Here is a 21,390-nt window from a genome sequence, read left to right as displayed (position 1 = left end):
GGAATGAAGAAATATGATGTAATTGTTGTCGGGGCTGGCGTAAGCGGGCTTCTGGCTGCGCTGACGCTTTCCAAGCATGGAAAGAAAGTCCTTGTTCTTGAGAAAGAACGATATCTTGGGGGAAACTGCAACAGCTACATGGTAGATGGATATCAGGTGGATACAGGAGCACATGCAATAACCCATCTGATTGAAGGCCCCCTTCCGAGACTGATTAATAATTACTTTGATTTCCTGCCTGTATTTGAGGACTACGGGCACTACTATGTCAGGACTGAAAATGCTTTTACCAAAGTCCCTTCGAACCTGAAAGACTTCGTGACTTTTGATGTGCTTCCGAGAAAGGACAGGCTTATCCTTTCACAGGCCCTTACGAAAGCCCTTACGCTTTCATCTTTTGGAATAGATCTCTCGGACCAGTCGGTTTATGATTTTCTTCCAAGAAATCTTTGCAAAGACACATATGACTTTGTGGACACGATCTCAGGTTTTCTTTCGGGGAAGTCAATGAAAGAGACCTCTGCTCAGCGCATTCTTTCTGGCAGCAGTTTTGTCAGGGATAGCATTACGCAGGAACAGTTTGATGCCATGATCGGAAAAATCGAGCCGAAAAAACGTCAGTCTACCGAGTCCATTCTCTCTTCGATCCTTCCATACCATCTACATGCTTCCCTGCAGGCCCGCGTGGACAGAGTCGCCCAGCCCTTCACATCCCTTGAAAGGCTTGCTACAAACAAGGTAAATTATTCCCAGGGATACCCTAGAAAAGGGTTGAAAGCCCTGCTGAATGCCATCCTGTACTCTCTTCCCGACACAGTAGAAATAAAAAAGGAGTGCGAAGTAAAAAGCATCCTGGTGCAGAATGGAAAGATCTCAGGGGTGGAAGCTGATGAAATCTATCCAGCCGATCTTGTTATTTATACAGGCTTTGCAACCGAGCTCCCAAGGCTTGTAAAGGAACTACCACCGGCTTATAAAGAAGAACTTAAAGGAATCGTGCATACAAAAAGCTTGACCATCTGGCTTGGCTTGAAGGAAGAACTCCCTGAGTTCAACTATACAGGTTCTGAGATCTGGTTTAAAGACTTTGCCTACTGGGCAATGCCCATAAGCAACTATGACCCTTCCCTCGCCCCGAAGGACAGACAACTGGTAGGTTTTTCCTTCGTAATAGACGCAGATCAGACTGAAGAGCACGAACTCAAGAGAGCCTATGACACTATTTTCCGTGCCCTCCCAAATATCGAAAAATACATCGACATGCAACACGAACAGATTATGGTCCCCGAAAAAGCTGCAGTCACAATTAACGGAAAATTTGCGGATATCCGGACTCCTGTCAAAAATCTCTACATTGCAGGCACAGATACGGATAAACGCAGCATGGGAATTACCAGAGCATCGTACTCGATAATCGAGCTTTTAAAAATACTCAATGAGGATGGGAATCTCCATTAAACATAAAATTTAAATTAAAAATTGATATACTCTGTTTTTCCTTTATTGATCCTTTCTGATTTCAGCAAAACTTATACGGGCAACCAGCCTAATGATGTAAAAAAGAATTGAAAAGAACTTCCGGATCAAGAGGGGATCAAGAATAAATTTAATCTCATAATTCCAGTCTCTGGTGGTTGGTAGAAATGCCTTCTGAAAAAATACCTGAAAAAGGCTCGATTTCTGGTTTTGAGCCTCCCTGGTTTTATGCAGCTGAAGAAAGCAGCCTAAAAGAAGGAAAGCTTCTTCATGTTGAACCAGGGGGAAGAAATGTGCTTCTCCTTAAAGCGGAGGGACAGATCCATGCTTTCACAAATATCTGCCCTCACGCCCGATGTCCTATGGATAGGGGCAGGCTGGAGGAATTCACTCTCACGTGTCTCTGTCACGGCAGAAGATTTGACGTAAGAACAGGGAAATGTCTGAACGACTCACTGGAACTGAAGCGGTATGAGTGGAAACTTGAGGGAGATAAAATAGGGGTAAAAATCGAAGAATAACCGTATACCTGATCTTTTCTCTCTTAATTAAGGGTTTGCTAAATGGATTGTGTATAATTTTTCATGCAGGAGGGAGCGAAATCAGTAGCATTTCGGGGAATAAGGGGATTTTGAGCCTTGTATTCGGACTGATCAGTGTAATTTTTTCTCTCACATTCTGGCTTGGGATAGGGAACTTATTCCTTACATCCTTTGCAATACCCTTTGCACTTGCAGGTATCATCCTCGCCAGATCCTGCCTGAAACAGGGTCAGGACGCAACCGCAAAGGCAGGACTTACAGTTAGCGTGTTTGGTTTTCTGCTAAACATCGTGGCATTCATTGTGTTTATTTTCTTATTCAGGTGAGGCAAGGCAATCAAATTCAAATTTTTTTCCTTTTCGTTGCAAAACATCTCTTATTTTACGGTTTTTTTTGCCCGGGCCCCAAATAGCCCTTAACAACAAAATATATATAATTAATAGCCTCCTCTTTACTTCGTTACTCAGAAAAGGCTTGTAATTCCTTTTTTTCATTAATGCCATAATTTACAGTTATCCCCACTAAAAGTACAGCTAAAAAACAGTACTTTTGGACAGAATTCCTCGTATATCTGTGCAAAGTTTGGTTCATATTTACTGAGAATACCATAAATTTCATTTTCAGTTGGTACAGAACTGATTTTTAAAAAATTTCTCAAGCTATCCCTTTCTTTTAATTCTCTGATAGAATAGGAAATTTCACAGGAAAAAAACATGCTCAGTAGTACGATTTTAATATATCGCCAAAAGCGGATTTTACGTCATTTTCAATAAAATTTACGGTTTTTTAAGGCTCTAATTAGATTTTAGATCAAAAATAAAATGTACTTTTTTTGGGAGAACTGTTATCTGGTTTAATTAGCAGAAAAAAAAATGGAAAATAAGTTTCAGTTAAATAGTAAGTTTAAGAGGGCCCTAATAATTAAACCTTAAATTTCCCCTTTTTCAAAAGACAATTATATAAAAGAGATCAGTTTGTTGACAAAATTATATATATAATAAAGAGGTAACAGGATTCCGTTTGCCAGTAGGTAGAAAAAGATCTCTTTACCGGACAAAAAAATAGAAAGAAGTGATGATGGGATGACAAATACCAAGATTTTTGAAAAGCTAACCAGCGCGATCGTAACTCAAAACATCACAGGCATTGCACAGTTAACCCAGGAAGCCCTGGCTGCAGGAATTCCCGCAATTGACATTATCACAAAGGGCCTTTCCGTTGGAATGAAGATTATCGGGGACAAGTTCGAAGCCGCCGAGATTTACCTACCCCAGATCATGATGTCTGCAAAAGCAATGAGCGTTGCAATGGAAATCCTCACTCCTGAACTTGAGAAAACCAAAGTGGAAGGAGAGGAAACCGGACTTGCAATCACCTTTGTTGCAGAAGGAGACATCCACGACATCGGGCACCGCCTTGTTTCCACCATGCTCGGAGCAAATGGATTTGAGATCCTTGACCTCGGAACCGATGTCCTTAATGAAACCGTTGTAGAAGAGGCTGCAAAACACAAAGGACAAAAGGTCCTGCTTGTTGGCTCAGCCCTCATGACCACCTCCATGCTCGGCCAGAAAGATCTCATGGACAGACTCAGAGAAGAAAACCTCAAAGACAGTGTAAAATGCATGTTCGGAGGAGCCCCCGTATCCAGGAAATGGATCGAGGAAATCGGAGCGGATGCAACTGCAGAAAATGCTGCAGAAGCTGCAAAGATAGCCCTTGAAGTTATGAAATAATCCTGGGAGGCAAAAGAACATGACGTTCAGAAAATCATTTGATTGCTACGAATTTTACGACAGGGCAAAAGTAGGAGAAAAGTGCACTCAGGACGACTGGGACCTTATGAAAATCCCCATGAAGGCAATGGAGCTCAAGCAGAAGTACGGGCTTGACTTCAAGGGAGAGTTTGTTCCAACAGACAAGGACATGATGGAAAAGCTCTTCAAGGCAGGATTTGACATGCTTCTTGAGTGTGGTATCTACTGTACCGACACCCACAGGATCGTAAAGTACACTGAAGATGAAATCTGGAACGCAATCAACAACGTCCAGAAGGAATTCACTCTCGGGACCGGCAGGGATGCAGTCCGCGTTTCCAAGAGAGAAGTCGGCGACAAGAAGAAGCCAATCGTCCAGGGCGGACCCACTGGTTCTCCTATTTCAGAAGAGGTCTTCATGCCTGTCCACATGAGCTACGCTCTGGAAAAGGAAGTAGATACGATTGTAGACGGTGTCATGACCTCTATCCGCGGGAAAGCCCCTATTCCAAAAAGCCCCTATGAAATCCTGGCAGCAAAGACGGAAACCAGGCTCATAAAACAGGCATGCGCAATGGCAGGCCGCCCGGGAATGGGCATATAGGGCCCGGAGACTTCCCTGTCTGCTCATGGAAATATATCCTCTGACTGCGTTGGTGGTCAGATAAGCTCGGATAGCCACGAAGTCTCACAGCTCAACGAACTCAAGATCGACCTTGATGCAATCTCTGTAATTGCCCACTACAATGCAAACAGTGATATCATCATGGATGAGCAGATGCCTATCTTCGGAGGATATGCAGGCGGGATTGAAGAAACCACAATAGTCGACGTTGCAACCCACATCAATGCCTTTGTCATGAGCAATGCAAGCTGGCACCTTGACGGTCCTGTCCACATCCGCTGGGGCTCCACCAACACAAGGGAAACCCTTACTATTGCAGGCTGGGCATGTGCAACCATTTCCGAGTTCACAAATATGCTCTCAGGTAATCAGTATTACCCATGTGCAGGACCATGTACCGAGATGTGCCTACTCGAAGCCTCTGCTCAGTCCATTACTGACACCGCATCAGGACGCGAAATCCTATCAGGTGTCGCAGCTGCAAAAGGTGTCGTAACCGACAAGACCACAGGTATGGAAGCCAGAATGATGGGAGAAGTTGCAAGGGCAACCGCTGGAATGGAAATCTCAGAGGTAAATAAGGTTCTAGACAAGCTCGTGCCACTCTATGAGAAGAACTACGCAAGCGCTCCGGCAGGAAAGACCTTCCAGGAATGCTACGACGTAAAGACCATCACCCCAACTGAAGAATACGTCCAGGTATACAACTCTGCAAGAAAGCAGCTCGAAGACCTCGGACTTGTATTCTAAGCCGAAAGTTCAAGTACTTGATCTTTAAGCAATTCAGGTCCTGGAGTTCTATTCCCGGATCGGTTTTTTTTTCTTACGGCCCAGTCATTTATCCCGAAACATTTTTTTTCTAAATAAACATATTTAGAGAAAAATGACACACAAATTTGGATTAAAAAGAAACACAGTTAAATCTTCAAGCTTTAACAGACAAATTAAGAGAATAGTTGCTCACGAGTCAACATTAGGAACGGACAGGAAGAAGGAATGAAACCTATCCTTCTAGAGTAATCGTTTCGATTCTCATGTGTGTGAAATGAGGTTTCGATTTACCCGCAAGCAACCGGTATCATATTACCGTATATTACTATTTATATCTATCCACATAGAGTGATTGGCTCATTTTAACATATACCTTATAAATATCCAACAGGATCAAACAATTTTCTTCTTTTCATTAAAGAAAAAGAGGAGGAATTCTTCAGATTACTTATCTCTTTCATAACAAAGCTAATATCCCCACGTATCCATATTTAACTAAGATAGAATCTGGGGGTATGAAGGATTCTACCACTTGATGAAGACGAGGCGTTAGGGATAGGGTTGGCTTCGGTAGATGAAAAAGACGAAGCCAGTATAGTTGAGATTCTTTCCCACCTGTCAGAACTTGCAATAAAATACGCAAAAGAAGGACTGGAAAGTGATACTAGAAGATTAATCGAACATATAAAAGAGATAGGAATAGCATCAGCTCTCGCTGGATTGGAAATGGTTGTTACAAATGCTCTTCTTCTTTATTCCCCGATTGCAAAAGAGGCTTGCAGGCAGGGGATGGAAAACGCCGTTGTCAATATCGCACTTGCTATTGGTGAAATTGGAAAAGCGGCAGGAGGGCAGAAAATGGAGTTTCCCGCAAGAATTGCAGCTTCCTGCCTTGGGGAGATGGGAAATACTGCAGCCTTTACAAGAACCAGAAAAGAAACAATAGCAATCATTTTCGCTCTTGGGGAGATTGGAAAAAGCGTAACAAATCAAAGCCTTGGGGATGCCGCAAATTGTACAGTGACTTTACTAGGAGAAACGGGGAAAATTGCGGCAAGCCATAACTTCGAAGATGCAGCATTAAACGCCGAACTTCTGTTGCAGGAAATAGGGACTGGAGCAATTGAGAAGAATCTGAAAGAAACTGCTGATACCAGTGCCCGTTTACTTGGGGATATTGGGAAGGCTGCCGATAGGCAGGGACTTGAAAGAGCCCTATTCCAAGCAGCTTATTCCCTTGAAACCATCAAGTTTGATGCCCAGGACCGCTATCTTGTGAGCGCATCTATAATAGCCGAAGTAGCCCTCATGCATTTTGACAATTTAGGTCTCGAAAAACTGGAAGAAAAATTGAACAAAAATTTGAGAAGAAAGAGAAAGTTTCCTGATATTGATTGATGAGTTTTTTCGAGTCCTTTAAAGGAACCGTCCGGGCACAAACTCATTTGAGTGCCTGAACTACGCAGCACCTTCTTCTATAAGGAAGAGGCCTGAATACCGGCAAGACTGTCTGATATCCAGATGTTTTTTCCGGATGTAAGAAAACTGGGGTAATCCAAATGTCCATTTTAAACGAAGCCAGGGCAATAGACCTTGGCTTAAGCTCGGTTAAGGGAAATGATGAACTGGGTGTACTGAGGTCCATAGATTTTTTAACAGAGCAGGGAACGAAATACATAAATAAAGGGCTTGAACCCGATGCAAAAAGGGCTATAATCAGCATAAGAGACATTGGAAATGCAGCTGCCGTTCAAAAAATGGAACTTGGGGTTTTAATTACCCTCATTTCTCTGGGAAGGATGGCTGAGGCTGCAAGAGAACAGAAAATGTCCGATACAGGTTTCAGTATTATTTACTCTCTCTGTGCAATCGGAAAATCCGCAGTTGGACAGGAGATGGAAACCGCAGTCAAGATTGCAGTTGCTTACCTCGGGGAGATTGCAAACTCTGCGTCCCTTTGCAAGCTGAAAAGAGAATCTCTTGTATCTTCTCTTGCAATAGGAGCCATAGGAAAAGAAACATCAAGGCAAAAAATCGCCAAGGTTCCGGAGAACGAAGGTCTTCTTTCTCCTGCATCAGGCATAATTCAGTCTCTACCTCAGGGCAAGGATGAGCAATTTTTCTCTGATGAACTTCAGAGTACTATGGGTTTCCTTATGGAGAACGGGGAAGAGAACTGTCCTCCCCGGCATATGCCTGTTTTTTTTGAACATCCGTTTCCCAATACCGATTTTAGAAATTTTGAAAATGTGGTTATAAAGGCTGCTGATGCACTTGGAACGATAATGCTTGAGCCAAAAGAAAAGTTTCTGGTAAGTTATATGCTTGTAGCAAAACTTTCTATTGAAACCTTTAACGGCTCTGAGTACATACACGAAGCCGAATCTTTTGAATGAGTAAGTTCGACTGAACAGGCCCAAGCCTTAAGTTATATTTTTTCACTTTTTACGCTAAGATCTGTTTTCCTGAAACTTTGAAGGCGGCTTTTTATTTGGCATGAAAAGGTACTGTTCAGTTTCACCAACAGCCTCAAACCTCGGAAGTCTCATAAAGAAGTATCTCTATTACAAAATAGCAACACTAATAATCTCCTAATTTCATAGAATAAGTCAGGAAATATCATCCTGTATATTAAGTAGAGGGGCAAAAAGAATGATCACATTAAACGAGGCAGAGGCAGTCGACATAGGTTTGTCTTCAGTTGAGGGAAAAAATGAAAACGAAGTTTTCCAGGCTCTGGATTCCCTTACAGGGATTGCAGAAGGTTTCCTCTCTGAAAATGAAGAGGCAGATGCCAGGAGGGTTATCCTCTCAATCTCGGATATCGCACAGGCAGCTGCACAGGAGAAAATGGAACTTGTCACGATCAACTCAGTCCTTGCCTTCGGGAAACTGGCAAGAATAGCAGCAAAAAAAGGATACGGGTCTATTCTGAACAGGACGATAGTAGAAACAGGGAAGCTAGGGAGAACGGCAGCTTCAAGTTCACTTGAAGCAGGTTCGAAGGTAGCTGCTACTACCATGATGGAAATCTGGAACCATTCCTCTCCTGAGAAGAAAGATCAGGAAGAAATGGTTGCCTTTTCCCTGCTCTTAAGGGATATCGGGTCTGCTGCTGCAGTGCAGGGTATGGAAGAAGCTTTACTTAACGCAATAAACTGCCTTGGAGAGGTTGGGAAAAAGGTAGCCTCAGAAAGCCTTGAGGCCGAAACTATCAGCACCCTTCTGCTGCTTGAGGAAATAGGTAATCTTGCTGCAGAAAAATACTTTGATGAGGCACTGAGTTCAGTAGCCCTTTCGATTGAAGATGCAGGCAAGCTTTCCTTTAAGAATAAGCTTCATGAGGCTGTACTCCAGAGCCAGTGGGCACTTGAAACCTTAAAAATACAAGCTGAAGAAAAAGCCCTTATCAATTCTCCTATTGTTACGGAAATGGCTCTTGACAGTTTTAAATTCCCGGGAGTCAGGGAAACCGGTGAAAGCATCGGGAAACTTCAGGAGATAAAGGAGCTGCAGAAAAAGGTTTATTCAAGCCTATAAGCAGAAAAGCCCCTTAAACACTATTTTTTTCTTTTCTTTTTGACTGATTTTTGACTGATTTCATATGCGATTTTATAGGAAGAAGTGTAAAACCCATGAAATCTTACTTTCATGGAATATAAGCGTCAACGTTTTAACGTTCTACTGGTATTGATTCCGCAAACTTATATTTATTTTGAAGTCTATTACTCTATGCTGATTTCCGAAGAGAAAACCAAGCAAGGATTGAGGTATTTTGCTGTCACCACAATGCGATTCTCGCAAGTTGGTTAACAGGGCAAACTTCACGACCAGATCACCCGAAAGGTTCGGGGTAGTGCCAGAGAAAACTGGAACCCGAAAGGAGACTCAATTCAAACTGTTTCATCTGTGGGAAACAGGGTAGAACCTGCATGACCTGTCGCCATTAGGCAGAGGGATGACTCATGAAGCCCGTAAAATCTTTAGATTTAGCGGGTAGTTCACATATTTTTAAACCAGATGTCTTTTTAAACCGATAAGTGGTAATTTTTCTACTATCTATCTATTTTTCCGCCCTGTTTTTAAATATATGAATAATTGTCAGTAAAATACGAAAAAGTAATAACCTGTGAGATCATAAATTATAATAACGGCTTAAAAATGGAGGCTAAATTTGCTTTAAATAGAAGAGATCCCTCTGCTTGAACCCGTGCTTGAGGTGATTAAGGCTCAAAAAGAGGTACATCTTCTCTGGATCAAGAAATGAACTGGGTGAGCTTGAAATGAGATATTTTGCAGGTCAGTTCCCGCAGAAGGCAACATGCGGGAAAATTGAGTGCATAAGATCCCTTGGGCTGGCTGCGGCTGAGATAAATATGACAGCTGGAGTTATTAATGCAGCAGCTTCCCTTGGGCTTATCGGGCAGGAAGCGGCAAGAAATGGAATTAGTGATGCGGTGCTGGAGACCGCTCTTGCTCTTAAAGCTCTGGGAGAAAAAGCAACTGACATGGAAACTCTTTTTTCTCTTCGGCTGATAGCTGTCTCCCTGAAAGAAGTGGGAAAAGAAGCTGTAAGGCAGGGAATGGAACAGGAAGCTATTACAAGCCAGTTTTGTTTAAAAGAACTCCATGATTTTTGCATAGACTCAGAAAATGAATTTAAAGACTTCAATGAAGATTTTTTTTCTTTAATCGGGGATATTGGAAGGTGCGCTGTAGATGCAGGTCTTGAAAAAGCTGCAATAAATGCCGCAGCCCTTATGGAAGATTTCTAATTTAACTATGGACGAAGCTGAGATTATATATGAGACTTTTTAATAGTTTCTGGGATCACAAAAATTAACCATCGATTTCACTAGCAAGTGACTGCAATCAATCAAAAACCCAGAAAATAAAAAAAGTATCAGAAATACGCAGGGAAGATAGCTCTGGGATTCATTTGGGATATCCGCGCGCTGACAATGGACACGCTTGATGAGACTTCGGGTGAATTCCGAAGGCTGATCGTATCCGCATCTCTGATTGCGATCCGCATGTCACGCTTTTAATTGTGATTCATATCTGGAGACACTTTTCTGCGTTAACACTCTTGAGGGAGATATCCCTGAGTGTGGAACACCTTTCAAGTCTTACAGGATAATGGATTGAGATTCCCTTTAGACATTGGCAGCGGGCCACCGCTTCCGGGCTGCGAGATCTGGTACTGGAAAAGGGTTTTTAGATTAAGCTGTGTTGTCGGCTTGTTGTAGAAGCTGCAAATGATTGCAAAAAAAAGAATTTCATTTTTTCTCTCCTTTAACTTACGCGGTTAAACTGAGTTATGATAACCTTCCCATCCTTCTCATGCTTTATTTTGTTCATTAAGTGCGTAAACCAAAATAATCTTTTCAGGTTTTCACATCTTTAATTCTGGTTGCCATAGTTTGATTCCCTGTATTATTCCTTGTATTGAATATTCAAAACCTGTCGAACTTCCGAGGATCGTCTTGGTGCTTTTGAGGCTTCATTCTTTTTTAGAGACCAGGATTTCAGGCGGCAGGAAAATCGAGACTATTATGCCAAAGATTACGAAAATCACCAGCCCCCAGAGAGAAGTTTTTATCCCCTGAATGCGGGCGATTTCGTTGATCCTCAGGATTTCCTGTGCAAGATCAGGAGGGGCATCTTTCAGGACAGCCTGCAATTCCTCATTGCTCAAAAAACGGGCATTATCCTCTACTGCTGATGTCACGGAGGGCTTTAGATCCTCTGGAATAACGGTACTGTCATTGATGAGGGGAATGGATCCCCCTACCAGGCCCGCAATGATGATGGAGCCCATCAGGGCAGTCCCGATAGCCATGCCGAGGTTTTGGGAAGTGCTCATCAGGGCAGCTGTCTCGCTTGTCCTTTCAGGAACTACCTGGGAAAGGACGAGATTCATTATCTGGGATGCTATAACTCCTGCACCTATGCCTATTAAGGCAAACCCGATAATCAGACCGAGCCCACTTACCTCCACATTAATGGTTGCAGTAACAAGAAAAAGTCCTGCAATAAGTACGAGTAACCCAACCTGGATGATGCGCTTTGGAGCTATGCGAGAAGATAATCGAGATGCTATAAGCGAAGCAATTAAAAGCGGTATGGAAAGGGGTAGGTAGATAAAACCTGTCTGCATCGCGTTGAGGCCCAGGGCGATCTGCAGGAAAAGTGCCATACTGAACAGGAAACCTCCAATAAGAAGGGTCTGAACCATCTGGACAAAAATACCAGAAGTAACCCCGCGGTCCCTGAGCACGTCGAGCCTTACGAGTGGCATCTTCCCCAGAGTAATGACATGACGTTCCCAGAGGACAAAAATCAGCAGGATAATGCCTCCTGCTAAAATAAACACTGGGGTAGGAGAAAGACCGAACGGGGAAATTTCAATCCCTCCTATGGAAAAGGGCTGACGTGCCTTCCACCAGCCGTAGGTCCCTGCCAGTAATACGCCAAAAACAATAAACCCCATCCCGAATGCAGAAAGTATCGAACCAACTATATCCAGCCTTGGTTTCTCTCCAGTCTCAAGAGATGCGTCCAGAATATACCGGCTTAAAAACAGGACAAAGACCACAACCACCACCTCTCCGGCAAAAGCAAACCTCCAGGTGTACGCAGTTGTCAGCCAGCCTCCTATAATAGGCCCGAGGGCAATTGCGCCTGCAACAATTCCCCCTATTATCCCATAAGCAAGGGCACGATCCTTCCCGCTGTAGTTTGAAGTCACGAGCGTCTGGATGGCAGGCATAACAAGAGTTGCCCCAAACCCTTCAAGAATCGACCAGCCTAAAAACAGTACAACTATTGTCGGGCTAATTGAAGTCAGGAGTGAACCCACCCCATATATAATCAGTCCGAGCCTGAATGCCCTTTTTCTCCCGATAATATCTCCAATTTTTCCCCCGGTGATCATCAGGGAAGCCATAATGAGTGCATACAGGGTAATGGCAGCCTGGACGGTGGTGACGTCCGTATTGAAGTCACTGATAAGTGTCGAAATCGAAACATTCATAATAGTCGTATCGATAACAAGCACAAACATTGCAAGCGAGAGTGCAACAAGTACAATCTTCTTTTCCACAGTAACCACTTCAGAATTGGAATAATAAGGGCAACCTGATAGCACCCTTGAAAAGATGCTTCTTCATAGTAGTTTTACCCGAAAAAATCGGCAGATCTACTATCAACCACTATCAACCACTATCAACCGGTAGATTTACTATTGTTACTCACCGACTAAGATCTTCTTCATACCGCGATGAGCCTCGGCAAAAAGGAAGAAAATGAAATCCGAAGCTCTTTTCCATTTTTTGGGAGCATTATCATTTACTACCAGTAGAATATGTTTAATCATGCCCGAATGCCCCTCTCACCCCCGGCAACATGACATAGATGAGAATAAGGGAATTCAGAATAACTGAAACGTTAATGTCATACCATGAACCTCCGGTAACCAGCAACACAAAATCCACGCACAGATTAAATACCGCAATAACAGCCAGAAACATCCAAGCCTGCGGATCTACCTGCCAGAGCATTTGAGCCAGCCACATCCATATGTAGGCAAGCAGGCCGTACAATAGTGCATACCAGAGGTTAAAAATGCGGATGTTCAGAGACCCCAGAAAGGGTAAAAATCCAAGAAACCGGAGCATTACAATAGCGTTTAAAAACGCCAGAACTACAGCCGCTAGGGCCAGAATAGTAACACCTATAGGTCTTTCCATAATCAAATCTCCTTCTTATTTTCCTCAAAATTCGGCATCAGGTTCGCATTTTTAGTCCTCCGATGACTGCCCCCATTCCCCCGACAATAAGGAAAAATCCGAATATCCACGGGAGAAACAGGGCTCCTGCCAGAGAGTTTGTCAGCAGGAGTATGCCGAGGATTATGGTCAGGACACCAAGGATTCCCATCCCCCATCCTCCACCTTTAAGTCCCCAGGCAAGTTTTACAGCACCGGTGATTATAGCCCATACCCCTATGAAAATAACAAAAAGTGTGAGAACTACGAAAGGGCTGAGAAGAGGGTACGTCATTATAACGATTCCTGCAATAATGCCCAGGATACCTGAAAGCAATTTCCACAACCTGCTTCCCGAGAACATTAATGCTCCTAAGACGGAAAGAATTCCGCCCGCCACCCAGAAAATACCCAGGACCTGTAAGAGAAATATAGTTGTTACTGCAGGTCTGTATAACAGAAATAAACCAACAATAATAGCGATAGCCCCTTCCAGAAGAACTACCCACCAGGGTGCCTCCAGTATTTCATACCCTACCTCGCTATCAGCATTAATTGGTTGTTCAATAACCTCAATTGGTTGTTCCATAAATCCATCTCCCCAATATATTTAGTACCTCAACCGAGACTTTTCACTACCAGAATACAGTTGTGGGCACAGCTAAAGAGACATCATTTATCCTGAGCACGGAACTTCCTGTTGGAACTTCCTGTTTCCGGATAATTTCCAGAACACTCAGGAATAGCCAGAGTCAAAGAGAAGAACGCCTCCCCTCTCAACAAAGAAGAGCAATTTCTTCATTCCGGGTAGTCAATTGATGAACTTCACACCTGTACAGCTTACCCTCATTAATCCCAGGTGACCTCATTGTGAAAGGTGCTGATTGAGTTTGTCTTTTCCATCATTGAAAACCCCGCCGTGACGCAGGCTGAAATAAACTATTCATTTATCACTGCAGAATATAAAGACAAGATTTTTTAGGGATCTCAAGTTCAGTGTTAATTTCAAGACCAATTTCAGTATCAAGATTAATCCCCCTCTCCCCCCTCTTCATATCCACCTGATGATGAAGCAGTGATATGGATATTTATATACAAATGAATAGATATAAAATAACTTATTATTAATTCTCAAAGAAGACTCTTTTACCCGGAACTCCTTCAGCTTGCCGGGAGGTCCTTCAAAAAAAGGAAAAAGAATCAAAACAAAATTGAAAAAAGAATCAAAACAAAATTGAAAAAAGAATCAAAACAAAATTGAAAAATAAAAGAGTTTGAAGTTAAGTATTTTCAACCTGAACCTCTTCTCGCGAACCCCGTACAAAATTCTTTTTTCCCATAGCTTCAGGGTCATTTCCGTTCTCATAGTTGCATGCCGGAGGAATCCTGAGTTTCAGCCTCGAAGAAGTAGTATTTTTCGTCTTCCCCGGTCATCGTCGTTTCAAAGGAAGTCCAGGATTCTTCATGGAATCTTTCCAGGACAATAGTGGAGATATCTACGTTATTTTCTTCAATCCAGGCTTTTGAAACTCTGAATTTTACACCCGATCTATCGATATTTTCAGAGGTTTCAAACTCTTCACTGTCTTCCAGGGGATTCAGGTTCTGGGAAAGTTCAGTAATCAAAGAGATCTCAAATCCATTGGAGAGATCGCTATCCATTTTACTAGCGGCGTCTGAACTTCAAGATTATTGTCTGCAACTATGGTATTTTCCGAGCTGGAAACATAAATGCCTGCATCATAATTGTGTAAAGAGCCCGTAAATAGAATTGGAATCTGCGGTATTGTTCTCTATGGTATTTTCACTGGCATTTTCAAAAAGGAAACCGTACTCTATATTTGAATCCGCACTGTTGTTTATTAGTTTCCCATCCCTGGAATTCAGGAGGTACATTCCTATGTAGTTATTTGCAAGTGTGTTTTTTTCAAGAAGGAAAGTGCTGGTATTAGAAAGGACAATTCCCAAATAGTTAGTTTTCAGGTCAAGGTCGCAGACAGTCACATTCTGGCAGTCAATACAGAAAACCACCCCTGCCCCGGAAGAAGCATTTATTTCCAGGTCGCTTTTCCCAACAACATAATAGACACACTTGCCGTCAACGTTATTGCTCGCATCAATATCGTTTAAGGAAATAAAGTCTGTAATTACCAAATTATATTCATTGTGCCCCATCTCGTTAAAGCGAAGTTTATTATCCCCGGACCCTTTGAGAACGATTCCGCAATTATTTAAAATAGCAATGTTCCGGTAGAGCATATTGTTATCGGAATAATACAAATAGATCCCTGTGTCGAAGTTCGAAATTGCGTAGTTTGCCTGCACTGAACTGACTGTTAGAGGAGCAGCACCCAAAGTAACAGTCCTTACAAAAGCAGCTTCCGGAGCTACATCCCTATCAGTAAACGCTTTTATGCAGGCGTTTGAATTTTCAAGGACAGAAGAGAGGTCCACCCAGCTCAGACCGTCAGAACTGACATAGCTTTCCCCGGCATTGGAAGAAACCTGACTGCTGTAGTCCTCCACCGGGCATTCCAGAGCAACGGGATATCCCTATTCTGGAGCACTTAGCCCGAACACCACTGAAAAATTCTGCCCTTCTTCAAGTGAAACTCTCTGGTCCAGCCGGACTGTATGCTAACCTGCATAAGTAAATGTTCCATTTCCGTATGCTTTTGGGTCCTCAGGGTTTACAGGTCCGGAAACCGGATCGGTATAAATACACCGGCATACCCGAAACTGCTGACCCAGCCCAGGGGATCATACTGGTATATGGAATCGCAGTCACCGAGATTCTCTGCGGTGTAAATGGTATTATCCTTGCCTATTTTCGAATCATAATAGGAGACGTAGAAATAACCTTCTTCTCCCCAGTCAGATCCTCAGGAGTTCTTTACAATAAAGGCGCCGTCTCCCGGAGCAGCCAGATATAATTTATTTCTGTCAAAGGAATCGTCCCAGCCGACAATAGCAACCAGGTGGTTCAAAAAATCCTGGCCGGAATAGTAATAGCTGTTGTTATCAGGATCAAAATAGCTAAGATCCACATATATTGAAGAGGCAAATGCCCCGTATTCCTTTAGAGCTCACTTGATGTTATCGTTGTCCAGAGCCCCCTGCCTGACCGGAATAAATAATATCTCCTGCACATGCTTTACTGCCGGAAGCCTTTGGGAGAGATGCTGGAATGGGGACCATAAGGATCATCCGTTTCAGCAACATGTCCACTCCAGCGAGCAAGGTAAGATACGGACATCAGAGTCGTTCCACCTTCATAAGAATCGAAGGAATCGGGGTAACAGGGTGTGAGCAGATTTTTCATATTGTTTTCGGAGAAATCTCCCTCAAGTGGTCTCTCAAATAGTCAATCAGCAGACTTGTTTTCACAATTTATCGGCATTTTTAACAGGTACCTCCCTGTAAAAGGAAATGAAAACGCTCAGGCGTTTAAGAAAAAAATCAGACCTGGATGATGGGGAAAATCCCGGACATGCTGGCTTGAAATCTGCCTGGGAACCGAATGAAACATAAAAATTGCATACGACAGCCCAAAAATGAAAAAATTTATAGGGATAAAACAGTGAGGTGTATAAATAAATTCCGAAATTTTTGCGCAGTGATTTAAGAAAAACCCGGCTAAAAAAATAATTCAAAAATCCTGGAATATTTGGGTAAGGAGGAAACCAGGAAATGGCATGTAACATGCTTTGAGGATTGGGGAGTAAAAGAGTGCAGAGGCAAAGACGTAAAACATATAAGCCCCACACCCCAGAGGATCAGTAATGAATCCGACAAAGAGCCGGGACATTCCCCTTTATATCTACCATGCCGGGCAGTGTGACCCGAAAAAATGCACAGGAAAAAAGATGGCGCGCTTTGAGCTTGCCCGCCTTTACGACAGGATCTCAAGGCTGCCCCATTCAGCGATTTTGCTGGACCCTATGGCAGAAAAAGCCCTCTCACCAGCTGATGACCCTAAGAAGGGAATAATTGTGCTTGACTGCTCCTGGGAAGAAGTGGAAAGGGTTTTTCCTGAACTGGAAAAGATGAACCTGGAACACAGGGCTCTTCCTTACATGCTTGCGGGCAATCCGGTGAACTTTGGAAGGCCTTTTAAACTCAACTCTGCAGAGGCCTTTGCAGCAACTCTTTACATATTAGGATACAAAGAGCAGGCTGAAAAAGTCATGTCCAAGTTTAACTGGGGGCACAGCTTCCTTGAACTGAACAGAGAACCGCTTGAAGAATATGCAACCGCAAAAAACAGCACTGAAATTGTGGAAATGCAGAGCCATTACATCTGAAGGCGGCTACATTTAGAGAAAAACAATAAGATAAATCCAATTGGAGAAAACCAATTAGAGAAAAACAATAAGATAAATCCAATTGGAGAAAACCAATTAGAGAAAACCAATAAGATAAATCCAATTAGAGAAAACCAATTAGAGAAAAACAATAAGATAAATCCAATTAGAGAAAGCAAATTATCTCGGAATCGCTCGAAGAAAGGGGCGCAACCTGACCAGATCTCAGATAAAAGGGCTAAAACGGCTAAAAGGAGTTATGTACAGTGAAACCGTCAGTAAGAAAGCAGATCGGAGTAATAGGAGCCGGGACCTGCAGCAGTGAAACCAGAGCCCTAGCAGAAGCCGTGGGAAAAGAGATTGCAAAAAAAGGAGCTGTTCTTCTCTGCGGAGGCCTGGGGGGAGTAATGGAAGCAGCAGCCTGTGGAGCAAAAAAGGAAGAAGGAATAACCCTGGGAATTTTGCCCGGAACACTGCGGGAGGAGGCTAATCCCTGGATAGATATAGCCATTCTCAGCGGAATGGGGCATGCCAGAAACGCTCTTATATCCCAGTCCTCAGATGCTCTTATTGCGGTTTCCGGGGAATATGGTACTCTTTCAGAAATAGCTTTCGGCCTGAAGATGGGAAAGCCTGTGGTATTGCTTGAGTCCGGATGGAAAATAGAAGGCACGGAGAACGCAAAAAACCCACAGGAGGCTGTAGAGCTTGCTTTTAGACTCATTGAAGAAGGGAAAGAAAAATAGAGAAAAGGTAGAGAGAAGAGGTAGAGAAAAAAGGTATGAAAACTTTAAGTAAAAATTATGAGTAAAAGAGTCAGGTAAAAAGGAAAAAACAGGTAAATAAGGAATCCCTGAACCTGATTATAGTTACGGATGGCAAAATATTTAGAAATTTGATCCATAAATTTATATTACAAAAGGAAACTTCAAGAATTAGGAGGCAGGCTTTGACTCAGACTGGCAGGATTTTCGGGGTACGCCAGTATTCCTCCATAAAATATAAGAAAAGCTATACCGGAGTTTTAAATGCACCTTATCGTAACGGAAAAAAATATAGCAGCAAGGAGGATAGCTGCGATTCTGGCTCCAAAAAGTCCTAAGAAGGAGAGAGTCAGCGGAGTAGACGTATACCGGTACGAAATTGGATCCGGCGAAAACAGGCAGGAAACTGCAGTAATAGGGCTTTCCGGCCATATTGTCGGGATAGATTTTCCAAAAGAGTACAACAACTGGCAGAAAGTTGATGCCAGAGCCCTGGTAGACGCTGAGATAACAACAACTCCAATTAACCGGAAAATAGTGACTGCCTTAAAGAGCCTGGGGAAAGAGGCAGACAGGGTCACGATTGGAACTGACTACGACCGGGAAGGAGAACTGATAGGAGTCGAAGCTCTGAACATCATAAAGCAGGTGAACCCGGATGTCCCTTTTGACAGGGTCCGTTACAGTGCAATAACCCCGAAAGCAATTGATGCAGCATTCGCAGATCCTACAAACGTTGATTTTAACCTTGCAGATGCAGGGCACTCCAGGCAGGTAATTGACCTGGTCTGGGGCGCAGCCCTTACCCGTTATATTTCACTGGCAGCTGGAAGGCTTGGGAAAATGTTCCTCTCGGTGGGAAGGGTGCAGTCACCGACCCTCTCGCTTATAGTTGACAGGGAAAAAGAGAGGAATATCTTTGTCCCGACTCCTTACTGGGAGATCCATGCCGAACTTGAAACCACGTCAAAAGAAACCTTTTCCGCCCAGCACTCAACCCGCCGCTTCCTGGACAAAGAGGAAGCTGCAAAGGTGTTCAAAAAACTGGGGAAAAAAGCGGAATTAAAGGAAATCGAAAAGGGAACAAAGATCGACCAGCCTCCTACTCCTTTTAATACTACGGGCTTTATCAGCGCGGCAAACTCAATAGGGCTCAGCCCTTCAAATGCCATGCGCATAGCTGAATCCCTTTATACTAACGGGTATATTTCATACCCCAGAACAGACAATACTGTTTATCCCGATACTCTGGATTTGAGGGCTCAAATTGAGATTTTTAAGGAAGGGCCTTTTAAGGAGTATGCAAACATCCTGCTTGAGAAAGCCGAACTTGTCCCCACTCGCGGGAAAAAAGAAACCACAGACCACCCTCCTATCTATCCTGCGTCCCTGGCAAAGAAAACCAATCTAAAAGAAGAGGAATGGAAGGTCTACGAGCTTGTGGTCAGGCGCTTTTTTGCAACCTTTGCCGAGCCGAGCACCTGGGAGACCATGCGCCTGAAAATCGAGATAAATGAGGAAGAGTTCAGAGCAAACGGAGCAAGGCTGCTGGAACACGGCTGGCGCTGGTATTATCCCTACAATGCCCCTGAAGACAGGCTGTTTCCGGAACTCAGGGAAGGAGATTCCCTGAAAGTAATAAAGAAAGAGATGCTGGATAAAGAAACCCAGCCCCCAGGACGCTATGGGCAGGGCAGGCTAATCAATATAATGGAAGAGCTCGGGCTCGGTACAAAAGCCACCCGCCACGAAATAATCAGCAAACTCTATTCCAGGGCATATATCCACGGAAACCCAGTACAGCCCACAAACACTTCTTTTGCAGTAATGGACACCCTTGAGAAGTATTCTCCTACGATTACAAAACCGGACATGACAAAGCTGCTTGAAGAAAATATGGACCTGATTGCAGAGGGCAAAATAAAGGAAGATGCAGTTCTTGAAGAGTCCAGGGAGATGCTCAAGCAGGTCTTTTCGGAACTTGACAAAAATAGGGACAATATCATAGAGTCCTTGCAGGCAGGTCTCAGAGAGGATAAAATCATAGGCACCTGCCCCTCATGCGGAAACGAGCTCATGATCCGCCGTTCGAAAAGGGGGAGCCGTTTCATAGGCTGCAGCAATTACCCTGACTGCACCTTCTCACTACCTCTACCAAAGAGTGGCCAGATTATTGTCACCGACAAGTCCTGTGAGGTTCACGGGTTGCACCATATCCGCATAATCAATCAGGGAAAACGGGCCTGGGACCTTGGCTGCCCTCAGTGCAATTTCATCGAATGGCAGAAAACCCAGCAGGAAGAGCAGGCCAAGAAGCCGAAAAAAGAAAGGCCCAAATCCATTAAAGATCTCGAAGGTGTTGGAAAAGCAACTGCAGGAAAACTCGAGGAAGCAGGAATAAAAAGCATAGAAGCCCTGATGGAAGCTGACGCTGTCGAACTTGCGAAAACCATAAAGGTTACCGTAAAGAAGATTAAGAACTGGCAAATCTCATGCGGCAGCACAGTTAAGGACTTATGAAACAGTCTTCACTCAAACTTTTTTCTTTCTTTGTTAGAATTCATCTTAATAACTCATAAATTTCTTTTGGCCAATTTGTGACCTTCTATAAAACTACCGCTTGACTAAAAACCCAGGGGTTTTACGCTGCATTTTATAAAAAAGCCTAAAAACCAAAAAAGTGGCAACATTTTAGGATAAAAGTTGCTATAAAATAGTAGCATGAAACTTCAAACTATCTTTTTCATAATATTTAGGACAGCCCTGCAAATTTTTGATTTTAATCCTCAAATGTTTAAGTTAAAAATTTATTAAGTTAGATGTATTTACATCGGATCTCCAAAAGATAATTTGTTTTTTAAGAGTTATTGAGTCATATCCAGGAAATTAAGTGTTGAATCAGCTATTTCCTAATAAAAAATACTTTGTAGAGAAGTTATTTGCTCTTATTAGAGATAAAATTTCTTAAATTCATATTTCAAAGATTTTTGATCCTTATTTTGAAGATTCAATTTAATATGACTAATAACAAAACTGAATGCCATAGTTAGAAATAAATATAATTTGTCTACATATTAAGCATTTATTAAACTTTATTAATCATTCTAACGATGAATAAAAGTTATTTTTCAAAATATAGAATTATTAGGATTTATTATTGTATAAAAAGCTTTATATTGATGTTTATAACAAAAATGAGTACTTTAAATCCTTTATTTTACATTTAGTTTAGAGGAGCAGATTAGTATCTTAATATAAATATCTATCCATAGTTATTTTTATTAGATTATCTAAACAGTATTAATATAAATTTAGGCGGCAGGAAGTTATTTATTCTCTTGTCGTATGATAATATCTAAATAACGCTGATTTAAAATCAAAT

17 protein-coding genes and 2 pseudogenes are annotated in these 21,390 nt (G+C 42.7%); 13 read left to right on the top strand and 6 right to left on the bottom strand.

Annotation, left to right across the window (positions count from 1 at the left end; genetic code table 11):
* Positions 1-3 precede the first annotated feature (3 nt).
* The 3 genes from MSWH1_RS06065 (at position 4) to MSWH1_RS06055 (ending at position 2,344) form a co-directional block, all read left to right on the top strand.
* A complete protein-coding gene (locus MSWH1_RS06065) occupies positions 4-1,458 on the top strand; it encodes an NAD(P)/FAD-dependent oxidoreductase (RefSeq protein ID WP_048126974.1) in 1,455 nt (484 codons plus the stop codon).
* A 185-nt stretch (positions 1,459-1,643) separates the two neighbouring features.
* Positions 1,644-1,997 (top strand): Rieske (2Fe-2S) protein, encoded by a 354-nt coding sequence (locus MSWH1_RS06060; protein WP_048126972.1) that lies wholly within the window; start codon positions 1,644-1,646, stop codon positions 1,995-1,997.
* A gap of 110 nt (positions 1,998-2,107) precedes the next feature.
* On the top strand, positions 2,108-2,344 hold the full coding sequence (locus MSWH1_RS06055; protein WP_156148085.1) for a hypothetical protein: 237 nt from the start codon (positions 2,108-2,110) through the stop codon (positions 2,342-2,344).
* A 221-nt stretch (positions 2,345-2,565) separates the two neighbouring features.
* Here the strand turns inward: MSWH1_RS06055 and MSWH1_RS18870 are convergent.
* A pseudogene (locus MSWH1_RS18870) lies at positions 2,566-2,754 on the bottom strand (IS5/IS1182 family transposase); the annotation flags it as partial.
* A gap of 346 nt (positions 2,755-3,100) precedes the next feature.
* On the opposite strand from MSWH1_RS18870, the gene MSWH1_RS06045 reads away from it, so the two are divergent.
* The 6 genes and pseudogenes from MSWH1_RS06045 to MSWH1_RS06015 all read left to right on the top strand — a co-directional run bounded on the left by MSWH1_RS06045 (position 3,101) and on the right by MSWH1_RS06015 (position 9,946).
* Positions 3,101-3,754: a methyltransferase cognate corrinoid protein gene (locus tag MSWH1_RS06045; RefSeq protein WP_048126966.1), complete on the top strand. Its 654-nt coding sequence runs from the start codon at positions 3,101-3,103 to the stop codon at positions 3,752-3,754.
* A 19-nt stretch (positions 3,755-3,773) separates the two neighbouring features.
* A pseudogene (locus MSWH1_RS17985) lies at positions 3,774-5,150 on the top strand (monomethylamine:corrinoid methyltransferase).
* 582 nt (positions 5,151-5,732) lie between these two features.
* Complete coding sequence (locus tag MSWH1_RS06030) at positions 5,733-6,569, top strand: hypothetical protein (RefSeq protein WP_082088042.1); 837 nt, start codon at positions 5,733-5,735, stop codon at positions 6,567-6,569.
* 161 nt (positions 6,570-6,730) lie between these two features.
* On the top strand, positions 6,731-7,567 hold the full coding sequence (locus MSWH1_RS06025) for a hypothetical protein (protein WP_048126958.1): 837 nt from the start codon (positions 6,731-6,733) through the stop codon (positions 7,565-7,567).
* 256 nt (positions 7,568-7,823) lie between these two features.
* The gene (locus MSWH1_RS06020) at positions 7,824-8,711 is read left to right on the top strand and encodes a hypothetical protein (protein ID WP_048126955.1); all 888 of its coding nucleotides are present in this window, start codon (positions 7,824-7,826) and stop codon (positions 8,709-8,711) included.
* Positions 8,712-9,454: 743 nt separating this feature from the next.
* Positions 9,455-9,946, top strand: coding sequence for a hypothetical protein (locus MSWH1_RS06015; protein WP_048126953.1), 492 nt, complete (start codon positions 9,455-9,457; stop codon positions 9,944-9,946).
* A 728-nt stretch (positions 9,947-10,674) separates the two neighbouring features.
* Here MSWH1_RS06015 and MSWH1_RS06010 read toward each other — a convergent pair.
* The 5 genes from MSWH1_RS06010 to MSWH1_RS19910 form a co-directional block, all read right to left on the bottom strand.
* Entirely contained in the window at positions 10,675-12,276 is a 1,602-nt protein-coding gene (locus MSWH1_RS06010) for an MFS transporter (RefSeq protein WP_052722620.1), read from the bottom strand.
* Between the two features lie 265 nt (positions 12,277-12,541).
* Complete coding sequence (locus MSWH1_RS06005; protein ID WP_048126951.1) at positions 12,542-12,922, bottom strand: hypothetical protein; 381 nt, start codon at positions 12,920-12,922, stop codon at positions 12,542-12,544.
* Positions 12,923-12,959: 37 nt separating this feature from the next.
* The gene (locus tag MSWH1_RS06000; protein ID WP_231585615.1) at positions 12,960-13,529 is read right to left on the bottom strand and encodes an HdeD family acid-resistance protein; all 570 of its coding nucleotides are present in this window, start codon (positions 13,527-13,529) and stop codon (positions 12,960-12,962) included.
* Positions 13,530-14,302: 773 nt separating this feature from the next.
* On the bottom strand, positions 14,303-14,602 hold the full coding sequence (locus tag MSWH1_RS05995; protein ID WP_048126950.1) for a PGF-pre-PGF domain-containing protein: 300 nt from the start codon (positions 14,600-14,602) through the stop codon (positions 14,303-14,305).
* 78 nt (positions 14,603-14,680) lie between these two features.
* Positions 14,681-15,466 (bottom strand): NosD domain-containing protein, encoded by a 786-nt coding sequence (locus tag MSWH1_RS19910; protein WP_052722618.1) that lies wholly within the window; start codon positions 15,464-15,466, stop codon positions 14,681-14,683.
* A gap of 128 nt (positions 15,467-15,594) precedes the next feature.
* Between MSWH1_RS19910 and MSWH1_RS19905 the strand changes: the two genes are divergently transcribed.
* From MSWH1_RS19905 to MSWH1_RS05975, 4 genes are all read left to right on the top strand, one after another.
* Positions 15,595-15,873, top strand: coding sequence for a hypothetical protein (locus MSWH1_RS19905; protein WP_052722614.1), 279 nt, complete (start codon positions 15,595-15,597; stop codon positions 15,871-15,873).
* 849 nt (positions 15,874-16,722) lie between these two features.
* The gene (locus MSWH1_RS05985; RefSeq protein ID WP_048126948.1) at positions 16,723-17,244 is read left to right on the top strand and encodes a DUF367 family protein; all 522 of its coding nucleotides are present in this window, start codon (positions 16,723-16,725) and stop codon (positions 17,242-17,244) included.
* Between the two features lie 266 nt (positions 17,245-17,510).
* The gene (locus tag MSWH1_RS05980) at positions 17,511-17,990 is read left to right on the top strand and encodes a TIGR00725 family protein (RefSeq protein WP_048126947.1); all 480 of its coding nucleotides are present in this window, start codon (positions 17,511-17,513) and stop codon (positions 17,988-17,990) included.
* Between the two features lie 282 nt (positions 17,991-18,272).
* Complete coding sequence (locus tag MSWH1_RS05975) at positions 18,273-20,528, top strand: DNA topoisomerase I (protein WP_048126945.1); 2,256 nt, start codon at positions 18,273-18,275, stop codon at positions 20,526-20,528.
* The last annotated feature ends 862 nt before the right edge of the window (positions 20,529-21,390 follow it).

This window comes from Methanosarcina sp. WH1 (genome assembly GCF_000970005.1).
Taxonomy (GTDB): Archaea; Halobacteriota; Methanosarcinia; order Methanosarcinales; family Methanosarcinaceae; genus Methanosarcina.
This window is presented reverse-complemented; position numbering and strand designations above follow the sequence as displayed.